Origin of the sequence: Pseudomonas sp. G5001 (assembly GCF_013385475.1) — a bacterium.
GTDB lineage: Bacteria > Pseudomonadota > Gammaproteobacteria > Pseudomonadales > Pseudomonadaceae > Aquipseudomonas.
In genome coordinates this window covers 12977-34784 of the sequence record NZ_JACAPZ010000033.1, presented here as the reverse complement: position 1 = coordinate 34784, position 21808 = coordinate 12977, and the positions used below count along the sequence as shown (strand labels likewise).

Below are 21808 nucleotides of genomic sequence, written 5' to 3'. Positions count from 1 at the left end.
CCCGCTCCCACATTTTTATCGGGTTGTGTCAGAACAATTGGGTGAATAGCCAGTATAGGCTACCCGATAACAGAATCGCCGCCGGTAACGTCAGCACCCAGGCCATCAGCAAGTTGCGGATGGTCTTCATCTGCAAGCCACCGCCGTTCGCCACCATGGTCCCGGCCACACCCGACGACAACACATGGGTGGTGGACACCGGCAAGCCATACATGTCCGCCGCGCCGATGGTCAGCATTGCCACCATCTCGGCGGATGCGCCCTGGGCGTAGGTCAGGTGGGTCTTGCCGATCTTCTCGCCCACGGTCACCACGATACGTTTCCAGCCGACCATGGTGCCGAGCCCGAGGGCGATGGCCACGGCGATCTTGACCCACAGCGGGATAAACCGTGTGGCGTTGTCGATCTGTTGCTTGAACAGTTGCAGCTTGTTCTGGGTGTCGGCATCGAAGTTGCCGACCTTGCCCTTGTCCATCAGGCGGATGGTTTCGCTGGTCAGGTACATGTCGTTACGCACGTTGCCCACGGCCTCGGCCGGAACGGCGGCGAGGGAGCCGTAGCTCTTCACTTCCTCACCGATATGCCCGGTGATGGCGGCCAGGGCGGGCACCAGTTCCGGGGTGGCTTCCTTGGTGCGTACGTAGGTCGACAAGGTGCCGCGAGAGTCGGCGGGGGCCAGTTGCGGCGCCGCTTTTACCAGGGCTGCCTGGGTGACTTCGGCCACCGCGGCAAACTGCAACGACTCACCGGCCGGCATGGTGCGGTTCAACGCGTAGGCCATCGGCAGGGTGCCCACCAGGATCAACATGATCAGGCCCATGCCCTTCTGGCCATCGTTGGAACCATGGGCAAACGACACACCGGTGCAGGTGGCGATCAGCATGCCGCGAATCCACCAAGGCGGCGGGGTATCGCCTTTCGGCGCTTTGTACAGCGAGCGATTTTTCACGAAGGCCCGCAGCGCCAGCAACAGCAGGGCAGCGAAGGCGAAGCCGATCAGCGGCGACAGCAGCAGCGCATAACCGATCTTGATCGCCTGGCCCCAGTCCACACCGCTGGTGCCGTCGCGGCCATGCATCAGTGCGTTGGCCACGCCCACGCCGATGATCGAGCCGATCAAGGTGTGGGACGACGACGCCGGCAACCCCAGCCACCAGGTGCCGAGGTTCCACAGGATCGCGGCGATCAACAGCGCGAAGATCATCGCAAAGCCGGCGGAGGAGCCGACCTGCAAAATCAGCTCTACCGGCAGCAGGGCGATGATGCCGAACGCCACCGCGCCGCTGGATAGCAGCACGCCGAGGAAGTTGAAAAAGCCCGACCACACCACCGCGAAATGCGGTGGCAATGAGTTGGTGTAAATCACCGTGGCCACCGCGTTGGCGGTGTCGTGGAAGCCGTTGACGAACTCGAAGCCCAGGGCGATCAACAGCGCCACGCCCAGCAGCAGGAACGGCGTCCAGGTGGTGACCACCGTGCCCAGCTCGTGCATGTCGTGCATCAGGCTGTAGGCGGTGAACAACAGGCCCATGGCGAGTACGGCGAAGAAAATGATCACCGTCACCAGGCCCGGTTTTTTGTCCAGGCGCGGTTTGGGATCGTTGGTGACGGAGGCGGTGGAGGCGGTCAGCGAAGGGGTTGCCATGCCGGAACATCCAGTGTTGAGGGAGGATATCCGTCATGATCGTTGCAGAATGTTACAGAGATGCTGCGGTAAATCAGTGTTTAGGGAATTGAAGTTGCCGCCGGTCTATAAAACACCGCCGATAAAATGTGGGAGCTGGCTTGCCTGCGATAGCGGTGTATCAGTCACCACCGCTATCGCAGGCAAGCCAGCTCCCACACTTGATCGCATTTCAAATTCAATAATCCTTGCGCTTGCGAAACGCCCAGCGTCCGGCAATCAGGGTGAATGTCGCCACCAGCGCCACCAGAATCCAGAAGCCTTCCGGGTCTGTGGAGAGCGGCACGCCACCAACGTTCATGCCAAAAAAACCGGCAATGATGTTGATCGGCAACGCCAGCACCGTGACCACGGTCAGGGTGAACAACGTGCGGTTGCTCTGTTCGTTGAGGTTGGCGGCGATCTCTTCCTGCAGCAGCTTGATGCGCTCACCCAACGCCATCAGGTCGTTGATGATCAGCGCAAACTCCTCGGTGGATTTGCGCAGCTCTTTCACGTCTTCCTTCTGCAGCCACTGGGGCGGACGATTGAGCAGCCGCAGCAACGAGCCGGGCTCCAGCGCCAGCAGCCGTTGCAGGCGCACCAGCACCCGGCGCGCGGCACCCAATTCGGCGCGGTTGGTGGACAGGCGTGACGACAGCAACTGGTCCTCGATCTGGTCGACGCTGAGGCTGGTCTTGCGCACGATCTGTGTCAGCACCTCGCCCTGGTCCCGCAGCAAATGCACCAGCAGTTCCAGCGGCGAGCGAAAGTGTTCACCGGCCTTAACCGACGAGCGCAGCTTGTCCACCGAATGCAGCGGTTGCAGGCGCGCGCTGATCAGCAGCCGACTGCGGGCGCACACCCATAAGGTGGAAATGTCTGAAGACACCATGCTGCTGAAGTTGAAGACCACGTCGTTGACCACCGCCAGCAAGGCTGAGTCCACGTGTTCGATGCGGGTGGAGCGTGAGCCTTCGTGCAAGGCTTCGAAGAATTCTTCCGGCAGGTTCAGGTGCGCCTGCATCCAGCGCTCACAGGCGGCGTGGGCCAGGTTCAAATGCAGCCACAGAAATTCGTCGGGGTCTCCGGGCTGCTGCAAGGCCGCAAGGGCAGTGGCTGAATCAATCTGTTCGCCCTTTTCACCGGGGCGGAAACGAAAACCGTAGAGCAAGCCAAACAGGTCGGAGTCCTGGTGGCTGTGGTCGATGCTGTGGTTCATGGAGGCTCGCAGGGAAAGTGCCTGTAGGAAATTTCACAGGTTCACTTGAGCGCATCATGGCGACAGGATTTGACGGTTTTGTGACGGTTTGAGGTGGCCGTCAATCGCCTGCGGGCAAACTGAAGCTGAAGACCGTGCCGCCCTGCTCGCTGGAAGACACTTCCAGCCGCCCGCCATGGGCGTCGGCAATCTGTTTGACGATGTACAAACCCAGGCCCAGCCCGGCCTGGGGCAAGGCGCCCGTCGGTCGGGAGTAGGGCTGGAACAGCAGCGGCATGGCTTGCTCACTGATCAGCCCAAGGTTTTTCACCGTTAACTCAAACGTGCCGGCGTTGACCTGCGCACTGACCTCAACCGGCCCTTCGGGACTGCCGTGGCTGATGGCGTTGGCCACCAGGTTGGAGAGCAGTTGCGCCAGCCGCTCGCGGTCGCCTTTCACACCCTTGAGATTGCCGATGCGGGCGTGAATCAGCCGCTTTGGATGGACGTGCTGCACCTCTTCCACCACATGCTGCAAAGTGTCTTCAAGCCCAGTGCATTCACTGATGTTGACCGGGATGCCGCTGCCCATTCGGCCACGGGCAAAGTCCAGTACGTCTTCCACCAGTTGCGAGGCCCGGCGGCCGCTGGCCAGCATGTGCCGCACCAGGGTGTCGGTGGCCGGGTCCGGGTGTTTGCGCAGCAGCCGTTCGGCGCCGACGTTGATGGCGAACAGCGGGTTGCGCAGGTCGTGGCCGAGCACGGCGATGAATTGTTCGCGCAGTTCGGCGGTTTCGCGCTCCTGCTGCAGGTCGGCTTCGGTCTGCTGGAGGCTTTCTTCGGCTTCGATCTGCAGCGACAGCACCCGGGCAAACGACTCCATGGTCGACTGGATGGTGCTGCTGCGCAGTTGCGCCGGGTTCGGGTCCAGGGCACAGATGGTGCCGAAGAAACGCCCGTCGGTGCGGAACACCGGCACCGAGATGTAGCTTTCAAAGTGGTAGATACGCGGCGTGTGGTGGTCGCGATACAGCGGGTCTTCGCTGGCTTTGTCGATCACGATCGAGACGTGGGAGTCGCGTATTTCGTGGCACAGGGTGGTGGTCAGGTCCAGCTCGCCACCCACGGGCAGGCCAAAGTCCAGTTGGTCGCGCACGGCGCAGGCGGTCCAGGAATCGTCGGTGACCCGGGCCACGGCCGCAAAACGCAAGCCGGTCATCTCGCTGACTACCTGGAGAATCGCCGGGACGGCGCTGATTCTGCCAATGGTGGCAATGTCGACGGCTTTTTGCCCCATGGCGAACGGTTCCGGTCCTGATGCTGCTGGCGTTGTGCCTTGGCTGATGGTTGGGATTCTAGCGAGCTTGGCGGCGTAAGGTACAAATTCGTTCACGCTAATTAGACTAATTGCTCTTCTGGGCGACGAGCGCGCATAAAAAAGCCGCGCGGCCCGAAGGCGGCGCGGCGTTTTTGCAGTTCAACTCAAGTGTCTTGCTTGTTTTCCAGGACTTCGCCGGTCTTGGCATCCAGCTTCACGTCCCACTTCACGTTGCTGGTGTCACGCAGTTCGGTCTCGTAGACCAGGCGGCCGGCGTTGTCTTCCAGTTCGGTGTCAACGATGGTGGCGCCTTTGTGCTGGGCCACGGCCTTGGCGTTGAGCTTTTCAAAATCCATCACGGCACCGGACTTGAGCAGGCTCGGAATCTGGTCCGGGCGAACATCGGCCTGGGCCAAACCGGCGGTAAGGGTCAAGGCGGCAGCAGCGAACAGAGCGGTCAGGTTTTTCATGGTGTGATCCTTTGGGGTGAGCTGTTTAAGTGGGATCAGGTTAACCAGCGCAACTTAACTCACCCTTAAAATTGCGCCGTTTGTTCAATCGGCGGCGAGTGCGGGGTTTCATGCTGGCGTCTCACTTACGGGAGGCACAGATGAAACAGTTAATGGCCTGGGTGTATGCGCCCTTGTTTTGGGCGGGGTTTATCGGGTGGGCGCTGTGGCTGGTGCAGAGGGATGCGCTGCAGTGGCTGGGGCTGGTATTTGTTCTGGCGGTGGCGGTGTCGTTTATCGCCGAGTGGTGGTTGCCCTATGAGCCACAGTGGAATCGCAACCAGGGTGATCGTCGTCGCGACTTGATTCACGCGTTGGTCAATGAGGGCCTCAATGCGGCGGGCTTGTTGATCTTGCCGGTGCTGACCGCGCTGTTGGCCGTCGACGGTGTATGGCCGCGGGCGTGGCCGCTCTGGGCGCAATTGCTGCTGGCGATCTTCATTGCCGATGCGGGCATCACCCTGATGCATTACGCCAGCCACCGAGTCGCTGCCTTGTGGCGCCTGCACGCGGTGCACCACAGCGTGCAACGGCTGTATGGCTTCAATGGCTTGATGAAGCATCCGTTGCACCAGATGCTGGAAGCCACTGCCGGGTTGGCGCCGTTGATCCTGCTGGGCATTCCCACGGAGGTGGCGCTGCTGCTGGCCCTGGCGATTGCCGTGCAGTTGCTGTTGCAGCATTCCAATGTCGACATGCGCCTGGGGCCGCTGCGCTGGGTGTTCGCCTGGGCGCCGGTGCATCGTTTTCATCACATGAAATATGGCCGGGCTGGGGATGTGAATTTCGGCTTGTTTTTCAATCTGTGGGATTGGCTCTTGGGTACGGCGTTTTACAGCCATGACTATCGAATGGGGCAGGGCGACTTGGGGATTGGCAGCCGGCCGGATTTTCCGCGGGAGTATGTGGCGCAGTTGCGCGACCCTTTCAGGACGGTGCAATTGAGCAAGGAGCCGCCGGTTCCCGTCGGTCTAGTCCAGGATTCGTACGTGCAGGTTGCGCAACGACGCCCCGGCCGTGACGCCGAATAGTTGTTTCATGGTCCGGGAAAAATGCGCCGAATCGGCGAACCCGGCGCCATGGGCAGCCTCGGTCAAGGTGCTGCCGCCGAGCGCCAGTCCGAGCGCCACTCGCAAGCGCCGCCACAACACCAGGCGACGCACGGGCAAACCCAGTTGGTTGGCGAACAAACGTTCCAGCTGGCTTAACGAAACGTGCGCCGCCTGTGCCAGGGCTTGGGCCGAGACCTTGCCACTCAGTTGCTGATCCAGCGCCGACAGCGCGCGCTCCACCCTGGCATCTTCCAGTGCGCGTCTCGGCAATTGGCGCAGCGTGCGCTCGAGTGCTTCCAGGGACCGTTCACTGTCGGCCAGGGCGGCCTGCAAGGGGGCGATATCAAATGCGCCGGGTTCGGCATACACCATCAATACCTCACCATGGGTTTGGAGGATGGCGTGGGGCATTCTGGACGGGATAAACAGGCGATGGGCCGTGATGGCACGGCCATCGAGGCTGGCCGTGACCGGCCCGCCCGCGGAGAACATCAGCTGATGGGCATAGTGTGCATGGGACGCGGTGCGCCCCGGTATGCCCTGGATCAGCCCGTAGTCAGGCCCCAGCCACAGGCGACCTGACCATTCGGGGCTCACTCAGTAACCGTTGTCCTGCAGCAGGTCGGCCACACTCGAGGACGGCCAGCGCTTGTAGTACTTCAGCAGTTCGGCAGCGCGGTTGGTGAAGATGCCATCGACGCCGGCTTTCATGACCTTGTCGAAGTCCACCGGCTCATCCACGGTGTACACGTGCACCAGCAAGCCCTTGTCGTGGGTCAACTGGTTCATCTCGGGTTTGACCAGGTCGGAATAGCTCTGGTCGCCCAGGTTGGTCAGCTGTGCCGAAGGGCCGGTACCGATGGCGCCCAGGCTCTTGGCCTCGTCGATCCATTTTTCGAACTCGGCGGCGTCCTTCGGCTCCTGCTTGGCGTAGTAGGCGGCTTTGCTCGGCTCGCCGGACTCGGCGAAGGGCACCTTGGATTTCGGTTCGATGCTGCCTTCACCTACCCACAACAGCAGGATTTTCGGGGTGTTGGGCATCTCTTTTTGCAGTTCTTTCAGGCTGTCTTTCTCAAAGGTTTGCAGCACCACGCGGCCCTTGCCCTGGCCGACGCCGATGTTTTTCTGGGCCTGGTTGGAGCCGGTGGAGCTCAACCAGCCTTTATCCAGCAGCTTGTTCTTCAGGTCGGCCTCGATGCCCGGGAATTGCTTCGGCTCTTTGGTTTCGATGTACAGGCCGGGTTTGTGCTGCGGGTTGCCTTCGGCGATCTTGATGATTTCGTCCAGGCTGAGAATTTTCAGGCCGACGAAGCCCGGGCGGGCACGGTCCGGGTAGGCGGCGTTGAACCAGCTGCCGGCGTCCAGGGTTTTAAGCTCGGCCCAGGTGAATTCGTTGGCCGGGCTGTCCTTGCGCTCCGGGAACTTGGTGGCGACGTCGGTGGTGCGTTGCAGGTTGTTGTCATGCAGGGCGAAGAGTACCCCGTCCTTGCTGCGTTGCAGGTCCATTTCCAGGTAGTCGGCACCCAGGTCGCGCGCGACCTTGTAGGCGGCGGCGGTGGATTCCGGTGCATCGAAGGAGGCGCCACGGTGGGCAATCACGGCGGGGTGCGGAATGCCTTCGTTGGTGGCCAATTCGGTAGGGCTGATCGGGCTTGCCGCCTGTGCGTGGCCAAGGCCCAGCATCAGGGCCAGCAGCAGGGCACTCTTGGTAAACGTGACAGGCATATGCGAAGTCCTTTCGTGGAGGTAACTTTGAGAAGGGCTCCTTTTTAACAATTGCTTGCGAATGGCGCTATCACCAAACCGACATTAACGTGTTCACCGGCCATTTTTCTGCACTTTTGTGCGGTGCGATGCAGTACTCTTGCCTTGAATTGCCCCATCAGAGGGCAGATTTTCCTGCCACGCGTGTAAACCATCTTTCCAGTCCAAGTAGGACTTTTCAGTGAGGTTTACCATGCGCATCACCTCCGAGCTTATCTGCCAGGCCGCCGACCAACTCCAGGGTTTTGTCGGCCTGAACCGCAAGACTGGCCAGTACATCGTCCGTTTCAGCGAAGACTCCTTCGGCATGGACGTGGCCGATGACGGCATTATCCCGACCGCCGAGTTTGTCTGGCTGCCGATCGACGGGCAGGCCATGACCTTGTCCCGCGAGCGGATCCAGTTGTTGCTGGACCAGAACATCGACGATCGCATCAACATCACCGAACCGCTGCGGGTGTACATGCGTCGGGTGGAGATTCCACAGATCAGTGCGGTGCGCAGTCTGGTCAGTTGAGTGCCGCATAGCCCTGCGGCTGGAGCGCTTTTTGTGGCTAGGGCGCTTGCTGTAGTGAGGGAGCTTGTGTGGTGAGGGAGCTCCCTCACCACACAAGCTCCCTCACTACAGCAAGCGCCCTCACCACAGAGCCTCCCTTGTCCACATTAAGTGTTTTACACAGGCTGAGGTTTCAGCGCTCGAACGCGTAAGACCGCTCCACCTTGCACACTCGTGTATGGCACGCCAAGTACCAGGTGGCGCGGCCCTGTTCGCGCACCTCAGTGTGTTCGGCGTGCTGCTTCCAGGCCAGGATCTCCGCTTCGCTGCTCCAGTAGGACACCGTGATGCCCAGCCCGTCGTCCCCGCGCGCCGATTCCACGCCGAGAAAACCGGGTTGTTGCCGGGCCAGTTCCAGCATGCGGTCGGCGGCTCGTCCGTAACCGTTGTCACCTTCAGTGCGCAATGAACTGAACACCACGGCGTAGTACGGCGGTTTGGGTGTCTTGGCGATCATGCGCAGGCCTTCAGCAGCGCAATGGCCAACGGCGGGGTGACGCCTTTAAGCGCCGCACGTTCCGGCTGGAACAGGGTGGCGACAAAAAACGGATGGCCCAGCAACTCCACCGCCCGCAGATCGCCCGCCGAGTCATGGCCGCTGGCAATCAGGTCGGCTTCCAGCAATGCACTTTCGAACGCTGGATTGATGCCATAGCGGCAACGGTAGCCTTCATGGATATCGAGGGTGGCGTAGGCCTCGGCGATGCGGGTATAGGCCATCAAGCGGATGGTGTCGGTCGCTTCCACCAGCGCGCAGGTCAACGGTGTCAGCACTGCACGCGGCGAGTCGGGGGCCAGTTCGCCATGCTCGGCGTCGGCCCAGCCCAGCACGTTGCGGGCATATTCCAGCACCGCGTGTTGAAAACCGCCGCAGGTGCCGAGGAAAGGGCGCCGCTGTTCACGGGCATACCGGATGGCCAGCAGCGCGCCGTCAAGGTCTCGGTAGGGGCTGGCGGGGACGCACCAGAAGCCGTCGTAGTGCTGCAGTTGTTCGGTGGATTTGATCGTGTCGGTGGCCAGCCAGTCGAACCGCACCGTCAGGCCCAGCGCCGCGCCGGCCTGTTGCAACGCCAGGGGAATGGCCTGGTGGGCGGTGACCTGTGCATCGTAGTCGCCGATCAGGGCCAGGTGCAGGGTGGTTTTATTCATCGAGGTTATCCGTGGCTTGTTGAGTCCTGGCGCTCACTATAGATTGGCGCTTACGCAATCAATATTGGCATTAACACACATGTTCAATGCAGCGGTGCACTATCAGATCGACTACCCCGACCTTTCCCTGATCCTCGCCCTGGTGCGCGGCGGCACGCTCGCGCGGGCGGCGGCGTTGCTGCGAGTGGACGTGTCTACGGTGTTTCGCGCGGTGCGGCGGCTGGAGACGGCGCTGGGCCAGACGCTGTTCGAAAAGAGCCGCGCCGGCTACCTGCCCACCACCTTGGCCACCACCCTCGCCGAGCAGGCCGAACGTGCCGAACAGGCGCTGGAGGCAGCACGGGTGGGAGTGGAGCAGGGCGGTGAAGTGATCAGCGGTACGGTGCGCCTGACGTGCACGGACTCGGTATTGCAGTCACTGTTGCTGCCGGCCCTGGCGCAGTTCATGCCGGGCTACCCGGCGTTGACCCTGGAGCTGAGCACGTCCAATGACTTCGCCAACCTCAGCCGCCGCGATGCGGATATCGCCCTGCGCCTGACCAAGGCACCGCCCGAGCATCTGGTAGGACGTTGCCTGGGCACGGTGTCGTATCGGGTGTGCGCCAGTGCCGACTATTCCAGCCAGCATGCGGGGGAGGAACTGGCGGCCCTGAACTGGATCGCGCCGGATGACTTCCTGCCGGATCACCCCACCGTCACCTGGCGGCGCCAGCACTTGCCGGGAGTGATGCCAGCCTATCGCTGCAACAGCATGGTTTCGGTAACCGAGCTGGTGCGCGCGGGACTCGGCGTGGCCGCGTTGCCGGATTACCTGCTGGGCGCGGGTCTGGAACCGTTGAGCCCGCCGCTGGTGGGGCACGACACCGCCCTGTGGCTGCTGACGCGCCCCGATTGCCGGGCCTTGCGCTCGGTGGTGACGTTATTTGATCAGTTGGGCCAGCATGTGCGCTTGCCGGTGAGATAACTGTGGGAGCTGGCTTGCCTGCGATACAGGCGCTGTGGTGCATCAGGCATACCGCGGTGATGCAATCGCAGGCAAGCCAGCTCCCACACGGGATGCGTGGGAGGGTCAGGTCTTGCGCACGAATTGGTCGTGCATTTCGCTGGTCAGCCCTTCGATGCGTTCGGTCAGTTGTTTGGTCATCTCGGTGAGCTTGGTGTTCTGCTCCAACAGTTCCAGCAGTTGCTTGGTGGTCTGCGCCGCCTGGGCCTGGCGTTCGGTGTTGGCCACGGCCAGGGCTTCGCGGTGCTGGGCGTCGGCGTCGGATTGGGCCTTGTCCCGTGCGGCCTGGCGGGTCTGGGCGAGCAAAATCAAGGGGGCGGCATAGGCCGATTGCAGGCTGAACGCCAGGTTCAAGAGGATGAACGGGTAGACGTCAAAGTGCGTGATGCCGGTCATGTTGAGCACGACCCACAGAATCACGATTGCCGTTTGCGCCCCCAGGAACGTCGGGGTGCCAAAGAAGCGCGCGAAGGCTTCGGCTTTCAACGCAAAGGTGTCGTTGCCAAAGGTCGGCGCGAGATGGGCGTGTTTACGATGAAAGCGCAGGTGGTCAACGTTGGCTTCAGGTTTATCCGGGGTCATGGCGGGCTCGAATCCGTGGCGTAAGACAAGCCACCACTATAGACCGAGCCCTCGGCCTGGCACATGAAGAAGCCTGTCGCTTACCTGTTGCCCCGTTCATTGGCAAACGCACTCACAGCCTGCACCGCCTCGCTGGCGCCTTCGCGAATCTGCAGGATCACCGTGCCGGCCTGGTTGGCCAGGTCCACGCCCTGGGCGGCGCGGTCGCGGGTACCGTCCATGCTGTCGATGGCCTGGCGGGTTTCGGTCTGGATCATCTCGATCATCGACGAAATCTCGGCCGTTGAACCGCTGGTGCGCGCCGCCAATTGCCGCACTTCATCGGCCACCACCGCAAAGCCGCGCCCTTGTTCGCCGGCACGTGCGGCTTCGATGGCAGCGTTCAATGCCAGCAGGTTGGTCTGGTCGGCAATCCCGCGAATGGTGTTGACGATGGCGGTGATCTGCTGCGAACGCTCGCCCAGCTTGGCGATCAGCGCGGAAGAACCGTCGATATTGGCGGCAATCTCACGCATGCCGGTGGCGGTCTGCTGGATCACCTCGGCGCCTTTTTCGGCGATGTCCCGGGTTTGCAGCGAGATGTGATAAGCCTGGGTGGCGCTTTGCGCGTCGGCCGCGTGTTTCTCCACCATGGCCGTGACGTCGGAGGCGTATTTCACCACCTTGCACAGGCGCCCGCTGGCGTCGTACACCGGGTTGTAGTTGGCTTCCAGCCACACCACCTGGCCGTTTTTGTCGATGCGTTCGAACTGGCCGTTGAACAGCTCACCCTGGTTCAGCCGTCGCCAGAAATCGCTGTAGGCGCTGCTGTTGGCCAGCTCCGGTGTGCAGAACATGCGGTGATGCTTGCCCTGCACCTGCGCCAGGTTGTAGCCCATGCGCTGCAGGAAATTCTGGTTGGCGCTGATGATGGTGCCGTCGAGGTTGAACTCGATCACCGCCATGGCGCGGTCGATGGCCTGCAACTTGGCGTTGGCTTCACTCTCGGCCTGCATTTTCGGGGTGACGTCCATGGCGTACTTCACCACTTTCACCACGCTGCCGGACTCGTCGCGCACCGGGTTGTAGCTGGCCTCCAGCCAGATCGGCTGGCCGCCGCTGGTCACGCGCTCAAAGGTGCCGGACTGGAATTGGCCGTTGCGCAATTGCGTCCACAGTTGGCCGTACTCGGCGCTGCGGGCAAAGGCCGGGGTGCAGAACAGGCGGTGGGACTGGCCCACGACTTGGTCGGCGGTGTAGCCCATGGCCTTGAGGAAATTCTCGTTGGCCCGCAGGACTGTGCCTTGCAGATCAAATTCAATCACCGCCATGGAGCGGTCGATGGCGTCAAGAAGGCTGGCTTGCTGGGCAAGGGTGGCTTGCAGGGTACTGATGGTTTTTTTATGGGCGTTGAATAGCATGGTCGTGTGCTCGGGGGAAGCAAGCGTCAGGGGTATCCATGGGGGCGCCTGCCACCGTAAGGCCTGGCCATACGGCAAACGTGCTCATTGCCAGCTTCCTTGTGCTGGCAGCGGGGTGGAACAGCGGGTTCTGAGTCGTATGGCCGGCAAGAAGTTCTATGCCAGTCGACCAATGGCGGCATTATGCTATCGGTCGGCGACGGGCGCGTTTAATTCAGACGAGATGCAGAGGGCGGGATTCAGGCGGAATGGGCGACCACGTAGTCGCTGATATTGACTCGGTTACGGCCGGTGTCCTTGGCCGCGTACAGCGCGCGGTCCGCTGCGTTGAGCCACATGGCCGCGTCGGTGAAGGTGCTCTGGAAAGACGCCAGGCCAATGCTCAGGCTGACCCGCAGCTCGGGGATTTCCGGGTTGCGGTAATTGCTGAACACCTCGCGCATGCGTTCCATGACTTGCGCGGCCTGTTCCATGGGCATGTCCGGAAGAATCACACAGAACTCGTCGCCGCCGTATCGCCCGGCCAGGTCGTTTGCCCGCAGGTTGCGTCGAAGTTCCAGGCTTAGTTGGCGCAGAACCTGGTCACCGATGATGTGCCCATAGCTGTCGTTGATCTGCTTGAAATGGTCGATGTCGATCAGTGCGATGGTGGCGTTCCCATGTTGTTGCTGGCACTTGTGAAACTTCAGGTGCAGCAGGTCTTTCCACGAACCGTGGTTGAGCAGGCCGGTGAGGCTGTCGGTGCGGCTCAAGGCGCTCAGGGCGCGTTTGTGTTCCGACAATTTGATCGCCAGGCGGTAGCAGACCATGCCCAGCGCCATGGGATACAGGGTCAGCATCGGCAGGCAGGCGTAGACCTGGACCAGGCTGACGTCGGGATTGAAGTGGATGCCAAACAGCAGCCAGGACACGCCGATGCCTGCCAGTTGCGCCACGATGCCGTGGAGGAACAGGCGTTTGCCGCCGGCGGCGACGTTGTTCATGGTCATCATCGACAGGATGGTCACGGCCGTCAGTGGCGTGAATTGTGTAGTCGCCGCCCAGAACCCGCCGAGCAGTGAGTCGTAGAGCAGGTTTCGCCGTTCCGCCTTGTAGGGGAAATCGGAGCGGGTCGAAAGTTGATAGGCCAGGTGCGCCCAGCCAAAACCATTGAACAGCAGCAACGCCCAGACCCAGCCTGGCATTTGCAGTGGGTAGAGCGCGGCGATGACGCTGATGCAGCCGATGCCCAGGCCGATGATCCTTGGCCTGTAGATACGTCTGGCAAATGACAGCCCTTTGCCTCGTTGGTTTTCCATAGATTCCTGGGTCGATTCTTTTTTTGCAGGTACGACGGCACACGTGATCGGGAAAACCACTGGTCGGATAATACGTGTGAATATTGTCAGTTATTCGCGTGGGAATAATCAGTGTCCTTCCAGGCCATTTGCAAAGGACACGCGGCGAATCAGATAAAAACGACCTTGGATGTCGTTCCTGCAACAGGTCAGTGCTGTGGCACGACCTCATAGCCTGCGAGGAACAGGTCGATGGCCGACTCGATGACGTTCGCTTGGGCGTCGGCGTCCAGGGTCGGCTGGCCGAGGGTGATCTGTGGCCAGAAGGCAAAGGCCTTGAGCAGGCTTTGCACCTGGTGGGCGGCGAAGCATGGGTCGGTGCAGCTCAGCCGGCCGTCTTCCTGGGCGGCGCGCACCCATTGGGTGAAGCCTTCTTCACGCTTGCTCAGGCGGTTGACCATGTCCTGGGCACGTTCCGGCGAGTGGATGGTGGCGGCAATCGCGACCCGGGCCAGGTCGAGGAAGTTGGCGTCCGACATCATCGTCATCTTGGCCTGCAGCAACCCGCGCAGTTGCTCTCGCAGCGGGCGGTCGCTGGCGTAGCTGACGTCCAGTTGCGCAACACTGCTGGCCCACAGTTGATGCAGGATCTCGGCGAACAGCTCTTCCTTGCTCGGGAAGTGGTTGTACACCGTGCGCTTGGAAACCCCCGCCGTGGCGGCAATCTTGTCCATGCTGGTGACCTCGAACCCGTTGTCACGAAACTCGGCAATGGCGGCTGCCACGATGGCTTCGCGTTTACGGTCGGTGAGGCGCAGGGGTACAGTCATGGTGGGAGTTCGGCTCTGAAGGGAAACTTACACTCGGTAGTTTACTTGCTCCCGGTTTTGTTGCAATCTAGAAACTACACTGTGCAGTGTAATTTTTAGAGCAGTCTGCAGGAGTTCCTCGGTAATGGCCACGATCTCAACCCGTCTCGACAGTTCTTCTACAGCGCCCAAGTCTTCCGAACAGCATCAAGGTCACTTCACCAATCAGAAGCCCATCCAGCATGGCGGCTTGGGCAAGACCCTGGGCATCATGTGGAAGATGCTCTTCCAGAAGCCCCGCAGCACGCGCCCGGTGGGTGAGATTCCGGTGCAGCCGCTGACTCGCGAGCAACTGTTTGCCGCCCCGGACCATAGCGTTTTCCGCCTCGGCCATTCCACCGTGCTGCTGAAAATGCGCGGCAAGTTCTGGCTGACCGACCCGGTGTTCGCCGAGCGTGCTTCGCCGTTCAGTTGGGCGGGCCCCAAGCGTTTCCATCAGCCGCCGATCAGCCTTGAGGACCTGCCGCCGATCGAGGCGGTGATTCTTTCCCACAACCACTACGACCATCTGGACCACAAGGCGGTGGTGCAACTGGCGGACAAGACCCGCTATTTCCTCGCGCCGCTGGGTGTGGGCGATACCCTGGTCAAGTGGGGCGTGGATGCCAGCAAGGTGCGGCAACTGGATTGGTGGCAGGGCACTGAAGTGGACGGGATTCGTTTTGTGTCCACGCCGGCCCAGCACTTTTCCGGGCGCGGCCTGTTCGATGGCAACCAGACGCTGTGGTGTTCGTGGGTGATGATCGACGGCTCACGGCGAATTTTCTTCAGCGGTGATACCGGCTATTTCGAGGGCTTCAAGCGTATCGGCGAGCAGTACGGCCCGTTTGACCTGACCCTGATGGAGACGGGGGCCTACAACGTCGACTGGCCCCACGTGCACATGCAACCGGAAGAAACCCTGCAGGCGCACATCGACTTGAAGGGCCGCTGGCTGCTGCCGATCCATAACGGCACGTTCGACCTGGCGTTTCATGCATGGCACGAACCCTTCGACCGCATCATGGCGCTGGCATGGGAGCGTAACGTGTCGATCACCACACCGGCGATGGGGCAGGCGTTCATGCTCAACCAGCCGGAGCGCGGGCAGGCCTGGTGGCTGGAAGTCGAGCATCAGGGCAGTGAAGCGCACGTCAGCGGATAATCACCGTCTGATCGCGCGCTCAGGGATTTTGAACGAGCCATAACCAGCCATTTCCGACAGACATCCACCTCGCTGAAGGGATGCAATCACGCCTCGAAACTTTATTCCGGGGCGTGGGAGTGTATGGACGATAAGAGTAGGAAGGTCACGGGGCCGGGCGTGCGCTGCCTGTTCAAGCCTTCAGGATCGGGGGACAGTTGTACTCCCCAGCCTTGCGCCCCCACTGCCAGCCAGGGTGTTGTGTTTGGCAGTCATGCGGCCGGTACGATCGTCAATTCGGCCACTCACCAGGGCGGCCTGGAGTTTGGCTCCACGGGCGGTTACGGCCCCAGGCTCGACCTCCCTGGCCCCATGATGCACAGCGTGCGCGATCCCGCGTTATCACTGATTGCCCTCAGCGGTGTCGACCCCGAGGGGCGGGTGATGGTGGAGATTCCACCCGTCGCTGATCCGGGTCATCTGATCAACACACCGCCCCTGGCTGGCAGCCGTATTGGTTTTGCCAGCGAGTACGTTACCGGTGATGTGCGCAAACCCGCCAAACACAGCCCGCACTTTGCCCGGGTACTGGACGTACTGCGTGCAGCCGGTGCGCAATTGGTGCCTGTGACGGCGCGGGTGACCGATGACACACGTCACTTCACCCTGGACCCCGGCAATGAGATTAACGACCGGGTCACGGAAAACCGCCTGGATGGGGTGGTGGCGGATGCGCAAGGTGTTGCTTTCCACAAAGCAGCGACTGCCGATAACCCACGCTTCAGCGTGCCCGCGGGCACCGACGTCGACGGGGTGTCGAGGGTCGTCTGGTTCTATGGTGCGCACTGGTCCAGAGATCGTCTGGCGGCGTTGGTGCGAGGTTGCCAGCAGGTTCTAGCGCGGCTTTAAGGGCCTACGCCATGGGGAGAGTGATCGTACGCCGCGGTAAGAGTTGCCCCCGAGTCATCGAGTATTTCGCTTCTTAGACTGAGGCAGGGATATCGAACGGTATTCCCAACATTCAGGCAGGCGGGGAGTATTTATGATCGGACCAGGTGTGGGCGCGGGATGGGCAGCGGGGCTTTTCGATGCAGTGGTGAACCCGCCACAGGCCTACAGGAGTGCCGACGATTTGGCAGCGGCTATGACCCGGCCCAATGGGGCCAGTTCCGATTCGGTGGTGAGGGATTCGCTGAAGCTGATCGCCAACATGGACAAGGGCTTGCAGGGCGGCAATGCGTTCATTGAAATCAATCCTGACGCTCGTGTGAAAGCCCGTGCGCTGGATCTGGAACGGGCCGAAGGCAAAGTGCGCGGGCCTTTGCATGGCGTTCCGATAGCGCTCAAGGATGTGTTCGAAACCGGCGACAAGATGCAGACCAGCGGTGGCTCCATGGCGTTGGTGGGCAGGCCCGCTTCAAGGAACGCCAAGGTGGTGGACAACCTGCTGAAGGCTGGCGTGGTGATTATTGGAAAAACCAACATGAGCGAATTGTCCAATTTTCGCTCTGAGGCGCCGGTTGATGGCTGGAGCTCCAGGGGCGGCCTGACCCTCAACCCGCATCGGCTGGATGGCCAGGCGGCGGGATCGAGTACGGGCTCTGCGGTAGCCGTTGCTCAAGGGATTGTGCCCTTGGCATTGGGGGTCGAAACCAATGGTTCAATCATTACGCCGGCGGCTTACAACGGTGTTATTGGTTTCAAACCGACCGAAGGATTAGTGAGTACCGAAGGGGTGATGACCAGTTCCCGCCAGGACACGGTGGGCACCTTCACCCGTAACGTGCGTGATGCGGCGCAAGCACTGGATGCGATGACGGATACCAACCGCTACACCCAGGGAATCAAGCCTGACGCCTTGGTGGGCAAGCGCATCGGCTATACGCCGTTGCCTGAGTTATCAGCAGAAGATGCCAACGACCCGGCGAAAAAAGCCGACAGGCAGCACTTCGAGGATGCCATTACGTTGCTGCGAGGCAAGGGCGCGACATTGGTACCCGTGGGTCAACTGGGTGAGGGCGTCCCGTACGAAACCCATGAACAATATAACGACGCGTTGTTATCGGACGTTAAACACCAGCTTGAAGCCTACCTGGCCGGACGGGCAGGCTTGCCGGTGAAGTCGCTGGCTGAGCTGATTGAATTCAACGAGCGCAACAGCGGTCCGGGTGTGCCGGATCAACAGATGCTCACCATGATCAACGGGATGGATATCAGTGATGAGGCGCGCAATGAGTTATGGGCTGCCATCGGCCCGATTTTCAAAAGCACCATCGATAAGCCACTGGCCGAGCATAAGCTTGATGCAATAGTGTCCAATTTTCACTCGTACAGTTACTACTACTCGGCAGTGGCCGGTTATCCCGGTATCTCCATACCATCGGGCATGGACGACGAAGGGATGCCGACAGCCGTTCACTTCTATGGGAAAAATTTGAGCGAAGCCACGTTGCTGTCGGTCGCCTACGGGTATGAACAGGCCTCCCAGGCAATCAGGAAGCCTGCGTTTAAACCCGGCCTGCGCTAGTCCGGATTACTTCAACCCATAACGAGCGGCGGGTTCACGGTGCGACAGGTTCGGACCCAGGGCCAGCCGCGCGCGTTCGTAGGTGTCCCAATCTGCGCTGTCCGGCAGGGACGGAATCGTCACGGCTTCGCCTTGGGCGAGGCCTGCCAGGGCGGCGTCCACCAGGTTTTCGGTGGTCATCACCATGGCTTCCGGCAGGTTGTTCACAGGCAGGCCGGCGATGTCCCAGAACTCCGTGGCGGTAGCGCCTGGCAGCACCACCTGGACCACTACGCCCTTGTCACTCAGCTCATGCTGCAGCGATTCGCTGAACGCCTGCACGAACGCTTTGGTACCGCCATACACGCCGTTCAGCACTTTGGGAGCGAGAGCGACAATCGAGCCGATGTTGATGATCGTGCCACGCCCTTGGGCGACAAAGTTGGTTGCCGCGGCTTTGGCCAGGCGGGTCAGCGCCAGTACGTTCAGCAGAATCATCGCGTCCATTTTGTCGGCATCCGACTCCAGCAGCGAAGCCGTGGCGCCCACACCGGCGTTATTCACCAGCAGGCTGATACGGCTGTCTTCGTGCGCGATCCGGGCGATTCGCGCCAAGTCGGCTGGCAGATTGAGATCGGCCGCTATCACCTGCACGTCACGCTGGGTATTGGCTTTCAAGCGTGTTGCCAACTGCTCCAGACGTTGCTGGTTGCGGGCCACCAGAATCAGATCGTAGCCGGCACGGGCCAGGCGGTCGGCATACACCGCACCAATTCCTGACGAGGCACCGGTAATCAGGGCATAACCTTTGTGTTGCGACATGGCAGTTGCTCCAAATGGGCCGGGGAGGGGGTCGGCCTTGTTGGAACCAAGATTATGGGTGTAATGTGGTGGCTGCAATGTCGTATATCCCTCCTTTAGAGACATGAGGTTTGGCCATGGTGTCCGTCGGTATCCTGCTTTTTCCCGGTTTCCAGGTGCTCAGCCTGTCCACCAGCAGCGTGTTCGAGTTTGCCAACTTCGTGGTGGGGCGACCGTTCTACCGCGTGGACTTGTTGTCGGAGCATGGCGGGCCGATAAAAAGCTCCATGGGCTTTGCCATTGATAGCCTGGCGTTCGGGCAGCAGGTCTACGACACGATCCTGGTGCTGGGGGACAACGAACTACTTGAGCCCACTCCCGGCATGGTGGAGTACCTGCAAGCGTCATTGACGGCGTCGCGCCGGATTACGTCGGCCTGCACCGGGTCGTTCCACCTGGCGGCGGCCGGCCTGTTGGAAGGGCGCAAGGCAACCACCCACTGGTACCACGCCATGACGTTTCGCCAGCGCTACCCCAACGTGAAGCTGGAGGAAGACCGGATCTTCACCGTCGATGGCTCGCTCTGGACCTCTGCCGGGATGACCGCCTGCATCGACCTGGCCCTGGCCCTGGTCGAGCACGATTTGGGCGTGGAAGTGGCCCGCGACGTGGCGAAAAAACTGGTGGTTTACCATCGCCGTGCCGGTGGCCAGTCGCAGTTCTCGGCGTTGCTGGAACTGGACCCAAAGTCCGACCGCGTACAAACCGCCCTGGCGTGGGCCAAAGGGCACTTGCACGAGGACCTCTCGGTAGAACAACTGGCGCAAGCGGCACACCTCAGCCCGCGTCAGTTCAGCCGACTGTTCCGCGCCGAAACCGGGCAATCCCCGGCCAAGGCGGTAGAACACCTGCGCATTGAAGCGGCGAGGTTGATGCTCGAATCCGGCAGCCACTCCATCGACGTTGTCGCCCGGGAGACGGGCTTCGGTGACCCGGAGCGCATGCGTCGAGCCTTCCTGCGAGCGTTTGGCCAACCGCCACAAATGATCCGTCGGGCGTTGCAGTTGCAGGCGTGAACTTGCGGGAGCCAGAACCTAGGGCAACTCAGGCGAATAGCACTTCAATACGTCCTTGAGTACGTGAAGCTGGCGCAGCCGTAATAACGATTTGCACATCGCGCCCCAGGCGCGACAAACACTCAAGCATTTTGGCTTCACTGATACCCCGAAACCTGCCACGCAGCATTTCAGACACCTTGGGTTGGGATAAACCGAGAATGACGGAGGCTTGTGCCTGAGTGAGGCTACGTGCCTTGAGAATCTCACCAATCTTCGTCGCCAGCTGTGCCTTGACCTGCATTTCACTGGCGTCGGGCTGCCCGATGTCTTCATAGACATTGCCGGTGCTTTCTTCGATCTCAATCGCGTTGTGATGCTTGTGCATGATCCTGCGCCGCCTTGAGTCGCTGTTTGATCAGTTGTATGTCGTGCTGTGCTGTAGCGATGCCTTTCGTCGACTTTTTCTGGAAGCAATGAAGGACATAAACAGCTGAGTCGAAACGGACGGTATACACACCACGATAAGTGTTGCTGTCGAAATCCTCCACCACCTCAAGTACCGCGTTACCGCCAAACCCTTTCAATGCCTTGGTCTGTGAGTGCTTGCCTCCTCCTTGGGCGAGGTGGAGCGCAAAGCCAAACACATCTTGAACAGGCCCAGGCATTTGCTGCAGATCTTTCTTGCTACCGCCCACCCAGAGGAGTGGCTTCCATGAACTCATGAGAGGATATACCTAAATAGGGATAAGCGTCAGCGCGAAGAGAAATCTTACTCAACCGTTTCAAGCACTGAATGCTCTGACGACAGTGGCAAAGAGCCCCGCACATTCATCCCCCACCCCGGCGCAAAGCCCGGGAAAAACACCAACCCTTCAGCCTCCAGGCGAAACGCCACACTCAGGCGGACAGCATCGTCCACGTCGCCATGGCTTTCAAAACGTTGAAGGGCGTCCACTTCCACATCCGCTTCCCGGGCCAGGTCTTCCCGGCTCCAGCCCAGCATCAGGCGGGCCTGGACGCTGTGCCGTGGGGTGAATTGATGAAGGACGATCTGCTGTTCTACGGTGCTGCTCATTGCCAGAGAGGACATGGACTTTCTCCAGGTTCGACGGGGGGAGGGCAAACTATACTGTGTTTTTGTACAGTTGTTTTGACCGCTCATCAACTGGATTTTCCGATAGCGCTGCCGCCGCTCTATTTCGCCCCTTCCAGGTAGGTGCTCGGTGACTGCCCAAGCACCCGGCGGAACATGCTGGAAAATGCCGCCGGGTTTTCATAGCCCAGGTCCAGGGCGATCCGGGTGACGCTTTCACCGCTGGCCAACCGCGCCAAGGCCTGCACAACACAGGCTCGCTGGCGCCACTGCACGAAGCTCAGGCCGGTTTGTTGGCGAAAATGCCGGCTGAAGGTGCGCAGGCTCAGGTGCGATTGTTGCGCCCATTGAACCGGTGACTGGTGCACGTCCGGCCGCTGCAGAAACGTCAGGCACAGAGCAAGCAGGCGAGGGTCCTCCGGCAGCGGGATATGCAGGGGCAAGTGCGTGGCGCGTGCCAGTTCATACAACAGCAGGCTGACCAGCGCACCGTCGCGCCCGGCCTCGTCGTATTCCAGCGGCAGCTCCACCGCCTCCATCAGCAACTGTCGCATCAGGGGTGAAACGTTGATGACGTGGCAGTCGGTGCCCAAGTCGGTGACGGCGTGCGGTTCGATATACAGGCTGCGCGTCGACACGCCGAGCATCAGCACTTCATGGGGCACTTGGGCCGGAATCCACACCGCGCGCTGGGGCGGCACAACCCAGTTGCCTTGCTGGGTGCTGACTTGCATCACCCCGGTGGCGCCATACAGCAACTGGCCGCGGCGATGGCTGTGGCGCTTGAGCAGATAGCCGTGGGGATAGTCGGTGCCGATTGCCACGACCGTTCGCGGGGTCAGGTCGAGCTGAGCGATGGAAACGTTGCGCATGGAGCTGATTCC

General features: G+C 61.0%; 24 protein-coding genes. 7 read left to right on the top strand and 17 right to left on the bottom strand.

Translation table 11 applies throughout. The annotated features are described in order from the left end of the window. Positions 1 to 28: 28 nt before the first annotated feature. The 4 genes from HX805_RS24640 to HX805_RS24625 all read right to left on the bottom strand — a co-directional run bounded on the left by HX805_RS24640 (position 29) and on the right by HX805_RS24625 (position 4652). Positions 29 to 1645, bottom strand: a complete 1617-nt coding sequence (locus HX805_RS24640; protein ID WP_008432964.1) for an inorganic phosphate transporter — start codon at positions 1643 to 1645, stop codon at positions 29 to 31. 217 nt (positions 1646 to 1862) lie between these two features. Then, positions 1863 to 2885 carry a transporter gene (locus HX805_RS24635; protein ID WP_003211449.1) on the bottom strand — a complete coding sequence of 341 codons (1023 nt, stop codon included), beginning with the start codon at positions 2883 to 2885 and terminating at the stop codon, positions 1863 to 1865. A gap of 100 nt (positions 2886 to 2985) precedes the next feature. Continuing rightward, positions 2986 to 4161, bottom strand: a complete 1176-nt coding sequence (locus tag HX805_RS24630; protein ID WP_102369740.1) for a GAF domain-containing sensor histidine kinase — start codon at positions 4159 to 4161, stop codon at positions 2986 to 2988. Positions 4162 to 4346: 185 nt separating this feature from the next. Then, positions 4347 to 4652, bottom strand: coding sequence for a PepSY domain-containing protein (locus HX805_RS24625; RefSeq protein WP_177054581.1), 306 nt, complete (start codon positions 4650 to 4652; stop codon positions 4347 to 4349). A gap of 140 nt (positions 4653 to 4792) precedes the next feature. Between HX805_RS24625 and HX805_RS24620 the strand changes: the two genes are divergently transcribed. Further along, a complete protein-coding gene (locus tag HX805_RS24620; RefSeq protein ID WP_177117365.1) occupies positions 4793 to 5722 on the top strand; it encodes a sterol desaturase family protein in 930 nt (309 codons plus the stop codon). Here the strand turns inward: HX805_RS24620 and HX805_RS24615 are convergent. Both HX805_RS24615 and HX805_RS24610 read right to left on the bottom strand, forming a co-directional pair. Beyond that, on the bottom strand, positions 5663 to 6340 hold the full coding sequence (locus tag HX805_RS24615) for an AraC family transcriptional regulator (RefSeq protein ID WP_177117364.1): 678 nt from the start codon (positions 6338 to 6340) through the stop codon (positions 5663 to 5665). The genes HX805_RS24620 and HX805_RS24615 overlap by 60 nt on opposite strands. Then, positions 6341 to 7468, bottom strand: coding sequence for a glycerophosphodiester phosphodiesterase (locus HX805_RS24610; RefSeq protein WP_008432958.1), 1128 nt, complete (start codon positions 7466 to 7468; stop codon positions 6341 to 6343). A 232-nt stretch (positions 7469 to 7700) separates the two neighbouring features. On the opposite strand from HX805_RS24610, the gene HX805_RS24605 reads away from it, so the two are divergent. Further along, on the top strand, positions 7701 to 8024 hold the full coding sequence (locus tag HX805_RS24605) for a DUF2025 family protein (protein ID WP_177027667.1): 324 nt from the start codon (positions 7701 to 7703) through the stop codon (positions 8022 to 8024). 172 nt (positions 8025 to 8196) lie between these two features. On the opposite strand, the gene HX805_RS24600 is transcribed toward HX805_RS24605, so the two are convergent. Together HX805_RS24600 and HX805_RS24595 are read right to left on the bottom strand one after the other, a co-directional pair. Continuing rightward, positions 8197 to 8520, bottom strand: a complete 324-nt coding sequence (locus HX805_RS24600; protein WP_102605202.1) for an antibiotic biosynthesis monooxygenase — start codon at positions 8518 to 8520, stop codon at positions 8197 to 8199. Next, complete coding sequence (locus tag HX805_RS24595; protein ID WP_177081069.1) at positions 8517 to 9212, bottom strand: CTP synthase; 696 nt, start codon at positions 9210 to 9212, stop codon at positions 8517 to 8519. Before HX805_RS24595 ends, HX805_RS24600 begins: the two co-directional genes overlap by 4 nt. Positions 9213 to 9291: 79 nt before the next feature. On the opposite strand from HX805_RS24595, the gene HX805_RS24590 reads away from it, so the two are divergent. Next, positions 9292 to 10176: a LysR family transcriptional regulator gene (locus tag HX805_RS24590; protein WP_256344598.1), complete on the top strand. Its 885-nt coding sequence runs from the start codon at positions 9292 to 9294 to the stop codon at positions 10174 to 10176. Positions 10177 to 10281: 105 nt separating this feature from the next. Here the strand turns inward: HX805_RS24590 and HX805_RS24585 are convergent, their stop codons facing one another. From HX805_RS24585 to HX805_RS24570, 4 genes are all read right to left on the bottom strand, one after another. Beyond that, positions 10282 to 10797: a DUF1003 domain-containing protein gene (locus HX805_RS24585; RefSeq protein ID WP_003211469.1), complete on the bottom strand. Its 516-nt coding sequence runs from the start codon at positions 10795 to 10797 to the stop codon at positions 10282 to 10284. Between the two features lie 80 nt (positions 10798 to 10877). Further along, a complete protein-coding gene (locus tag HX805_RS24580) occupies positions 10878 to 12197 on the bottom strand; it encodes a PAS domain-containing methyl-accepting chemotaxis protein (RefSeq protein ID WP_177008446.1) in 1320 nt (439 codons plus the stop codon). Between the two features lie 239 nt (positions 12198 to 12436). Next, positions 12437 to 13495, bottom strand: coding sequence for a diguanylate cyclase (locus HX805_RS24575; protein WP_003211472.1), 1059 nt, complete (start codon positions 13493 to 13495; stop codon positions 12437 to 12439). Between the two features lie 188 nt (positions 13496 to 13683). Next, positions 13684 to 14304, bottom strand: a complete 621-nt coding sequence (locus tag HX805_RS24570; protein ID WP_003211473.1) for a TetR/AcrR family transcriptional regulator — start codon at positions 14302 to 14304, stop codon at positions 13684 to 13686. 124 nt (positions 14305 to 14428) lie between these two features. On the opposite strand from HX805_RS24570, the gene HX805_RS24565 reads away from it, so the two are divergent. From HX805_RS24565 to HX805_RS24555, 3 genes are all read left to right on the top strand, one after another. Beyond that, entirely contained in the window at positions 14429 to 15487 is a 1059-nt protein-coding gene (locus HX805_RS24565) for an MBL fold metallo-hydrolase (RefSeq protein WP_003211475.1), read from the top strand. 123 nt (positions 15488 to 15610) lie between these two features. Next, complete coding sequence (locus tag HX805_RS24560) at positions 15611 to 16375, top strand: hypothetical protein (RefSeq protein ID WP_177081068.1); 765 nt, start codon at positions 15611 to 15613, stop codon at positions 16373 to 16375. A gap of 235 nt (positions 16376 to 16610) precedes the next feature. Beyond that, positions 16611 to 17993, top strand: a complete 1383-nt coding sequence (locus tag HX805_RS24555) for an amidase family protein (RefSeq protein WP_256344605.1) — start codon at positions 16611 to 16613, stop codon at positions 17991 to 17993. A 6-nt stretch (positions 17994 to 17999) separates the two neighbouring features. Here the strand turns inward: HX805_RS24555 and HX805_RS24550 are convergent, their stop codons facing one another. After that, entirely contained in the window at positions 18000 to 18794 is a 795-nt protein-coding gene (locus HX805_RS24550) for an SDR family oxidoreductase (RefSeq protein ID WP_087693110.1), read from the bottom strand. A gap of 116 nt (positions 18795 to 18910) precedes the next feature. On the opposite strand from HX805_RS24550, the gene HX805_RS24545 reads away from it, so the two are divergent. Further along, entirely contained in the window at positions 18911 to 19849 is a 939-nt protein-coding gene (locus HX805_RS24545) for a GlxA family transcriptional regulator (protein WP_177081067.1), read from the top strand. A 28-nt stretch (positions 19850 to 19877) separates the two neighbouring features. On the opposite strand, the gene HX805_RS24540 is transcribed toward HX805_RS24545, so the two are convergent. The 4 genes from HX805_RS24540 to HX805_RS24525 all read right to left on the bottom strand — a co-directional run bounded on the left by HX805_RS24540 (position 19878) and on the right by HX805_RS24525 (position 21796). Continuing rightward, positions 19878 to 20216 (bottom strand): helix-turn-helix domain-containing protein, encoded by a 339-nt coding sequence (locus HX805_RS24540; RefSeq protein ID WP_003211485.1) that lies wholly within the window; start codon positions 20214 to 20216, stop codon positions 19878 to 19880. After that, positions 20191 to 20553 (bottom strand): type II toxin-antitoxin system RelE/ParE family toxin, encoded by a 363-nt coding sequence (locus HX805_RS24535; protein ID WP_003211487.1) that lies wholly within the window; start codon positions 20551 to 20553, stop codon positions 20191 to 20193. The genes HX805_RS24540 and HX805_RS24535 overlap by 26 nt, the downstream gene beginning before the upstream one ends. 47 nt (positions 20554 to 20600) lie before the next feature. Continuing rightward, positions 20601 to 20921: a helix-turn-helix transcriptional regulator gene (locus HX805_RS24530; protein WP_023659239.1), complete on the bottom strand. Its 321-nt coding sequence runs from the start codon at positions 20919 to 20921 to the stop codon at positions 20601 to 20603. Positions 20922 to 21025: 104 nt separating this feature from the next. Then, the gene (locus HX805_RS24525) at positions 21026 to 21796 is read right to left on the bottom strand and encodes a helix-turn-helix transcriptional regulator (protein ID WP_134327181.1); all 771 of its coding nucleotides are present in this window, start codon (positions 21794 to 21796) and stop codon (positions 21026 to 21028) included. Between the last annotated feature and the right edge of the window lie 12 nt (positions 21797 to 21808).

Coding starts and splice junctions, on each gene's coding strand:
- HX805_RS24525 (WP_134327181.1), bottom strand. CDS start 21,796: ATGCGCAACGTTTCCATCGCTCAGCTCGACCTGACCCCGCGAACGGTC.
- HX805_RS24550 (WP_087693110.1), bottom strand. CDS start 18,794: ATGTCGCAACACAAAGGTTATGCCCTGATTACCGGTGCCTCGTCAGGA.
- HX805_RS24580 (WP_177008446.1), bottom strand. CDS start 12,197: ATGCTATTCAACGCCCATAAAAAAACCATCAGTACCCTGCAAGCCACC.
- HX805_RS24555 (WP_256344605.1), top strand. CDS start 16,611: ATGACCCGGCCCAATGGGGCCAGTTCCGATTCGGTGGTGAGGGATTCG.
- HX805_RS24585 (WP_003211469.1), bottom strand. CDS start 10,797: ATGACCCCGGATAAACCTGAAGCCAACGTTGACCACCTGCGCTTTCAT.
- HX805_RS24630 (WP_102369740.1), bottom strand. CDS start 4,161: ATGGGGCAAAAAGCCGTCGACATTGCCACCATTGGCAGAATCAGCGCC.
- HX805_RS24610 (WP_008432958.1), bottom strand. CDS start 7,468: ATGCCTGTCACGTTTACCAAGAGTGCCCTGCTGCTGGCCCTGATGCTG.
- HX805_RS24565 (WP_003211475.1), top strand. CDS start 14,429: ATGGCCACGATCTCAACCCGTCTCGACAGTTCTTCTACAGCGCCCAAG.
- HX805_RS24570 (WP_003211473.1), bottom strand. CDS start 14,304: ATGACTGTACCCCTGCGCCTCACCGACCGTAAACGCGAAGCCATCGTG.
- HX805_RS24635 (WP_003211449.1), bottom strand. CDS start 2,885: ATGAACCACAGCATCGACCACAGCCACCAGGACTCCGACCTGTTTGGC.
- HX805_RS24625 (WP_177054581.1), bottom strand. CDS start 4,652: ATGAAAAACCTGACCGCTCTGTTCGCTGCTGCCGCCTTGACCCTTACC.
- HX805_RS24530 (WP_023659239.1), bottom strand. CDS start 20,921: ATGTCCTCTCTGGCAATGAGCAGCACCGTAGAACAGCAGATCGTCCTT.
- HX805_RS24540 (WP_003211485.1), bottom strand. CDS start 20,216: ATGCACAAGCATCACAACGCGATTGAGATCGAAGAAAGCACCGGCAAT.
- HX805_RS24620 (WP_177117365.1), top strand. CDS start 4,793: ATGAAACAGTTAATGGCCTGGGTGTATGCGCCCTTGTTTTGGGCGGGG.
- HX805_RS24590 (WP_256344598.1), top strand. CDS start 9,292: ATGTTCAATGCAGCGGTGCACTATCAGATCGACTACCCCGACCTTTCC.
- HX805_RS24545 (WP_177081067.1), top strand. CDS start 18,911: ATGGTGTCCGTCGGTATCCTGCTTTTTCCCGGTTTCCAGGTGCTCAGC.
- HX805_RS24640 (WP_008432964.1), bottom strand. CDS start 1,645: ATGGCAACCCCTTCGCTGACCGCCTCCACCGCCTCCGTCACCAACGAT.
- HX805_RS24595 (WP_177081069.1), bottom strand. CDS start 9,212: ATGAATAAAACCACCCTGCACCTGGCCCTGATCGGCGACTACGATGCA.
- HX805_RS24535 (WP_003211487.1), bottom strand. CDS start 20,553: ATGAGTTCATGGAAGCCACTCCTCTGGGTGGGCGGTAGCAAGAAAGAT.
- HX805_RS24605 (WP_177027667.1), top strand. CDS start 7,701: ATGCGCATCACCTCCGAGCTTATCTGCCAGGCCGCCGACCAACTCCAG.
- HX805_RS24600 (WP_102605202.1), bottom strand. CDS start 8,520: ATGATCGCCAAGACACCCAAACCGCCGTACTACGCCGTGGTGTTCAGT.
- HX805_RS24560 (WP_177081068.1), top strand. CDS start 15,611: ATGGACGATAAGAGTAGGAAGGTCACGGGGCCGGGCGTGCGCTGCCTG.
- HX805_RS24575 (WP_003211472.1), bottom strand. CDS start 13,495: ATGGAAAACCAACGAGGCAAAGGGCTGTCATTTGCCAGACGTATCTAC.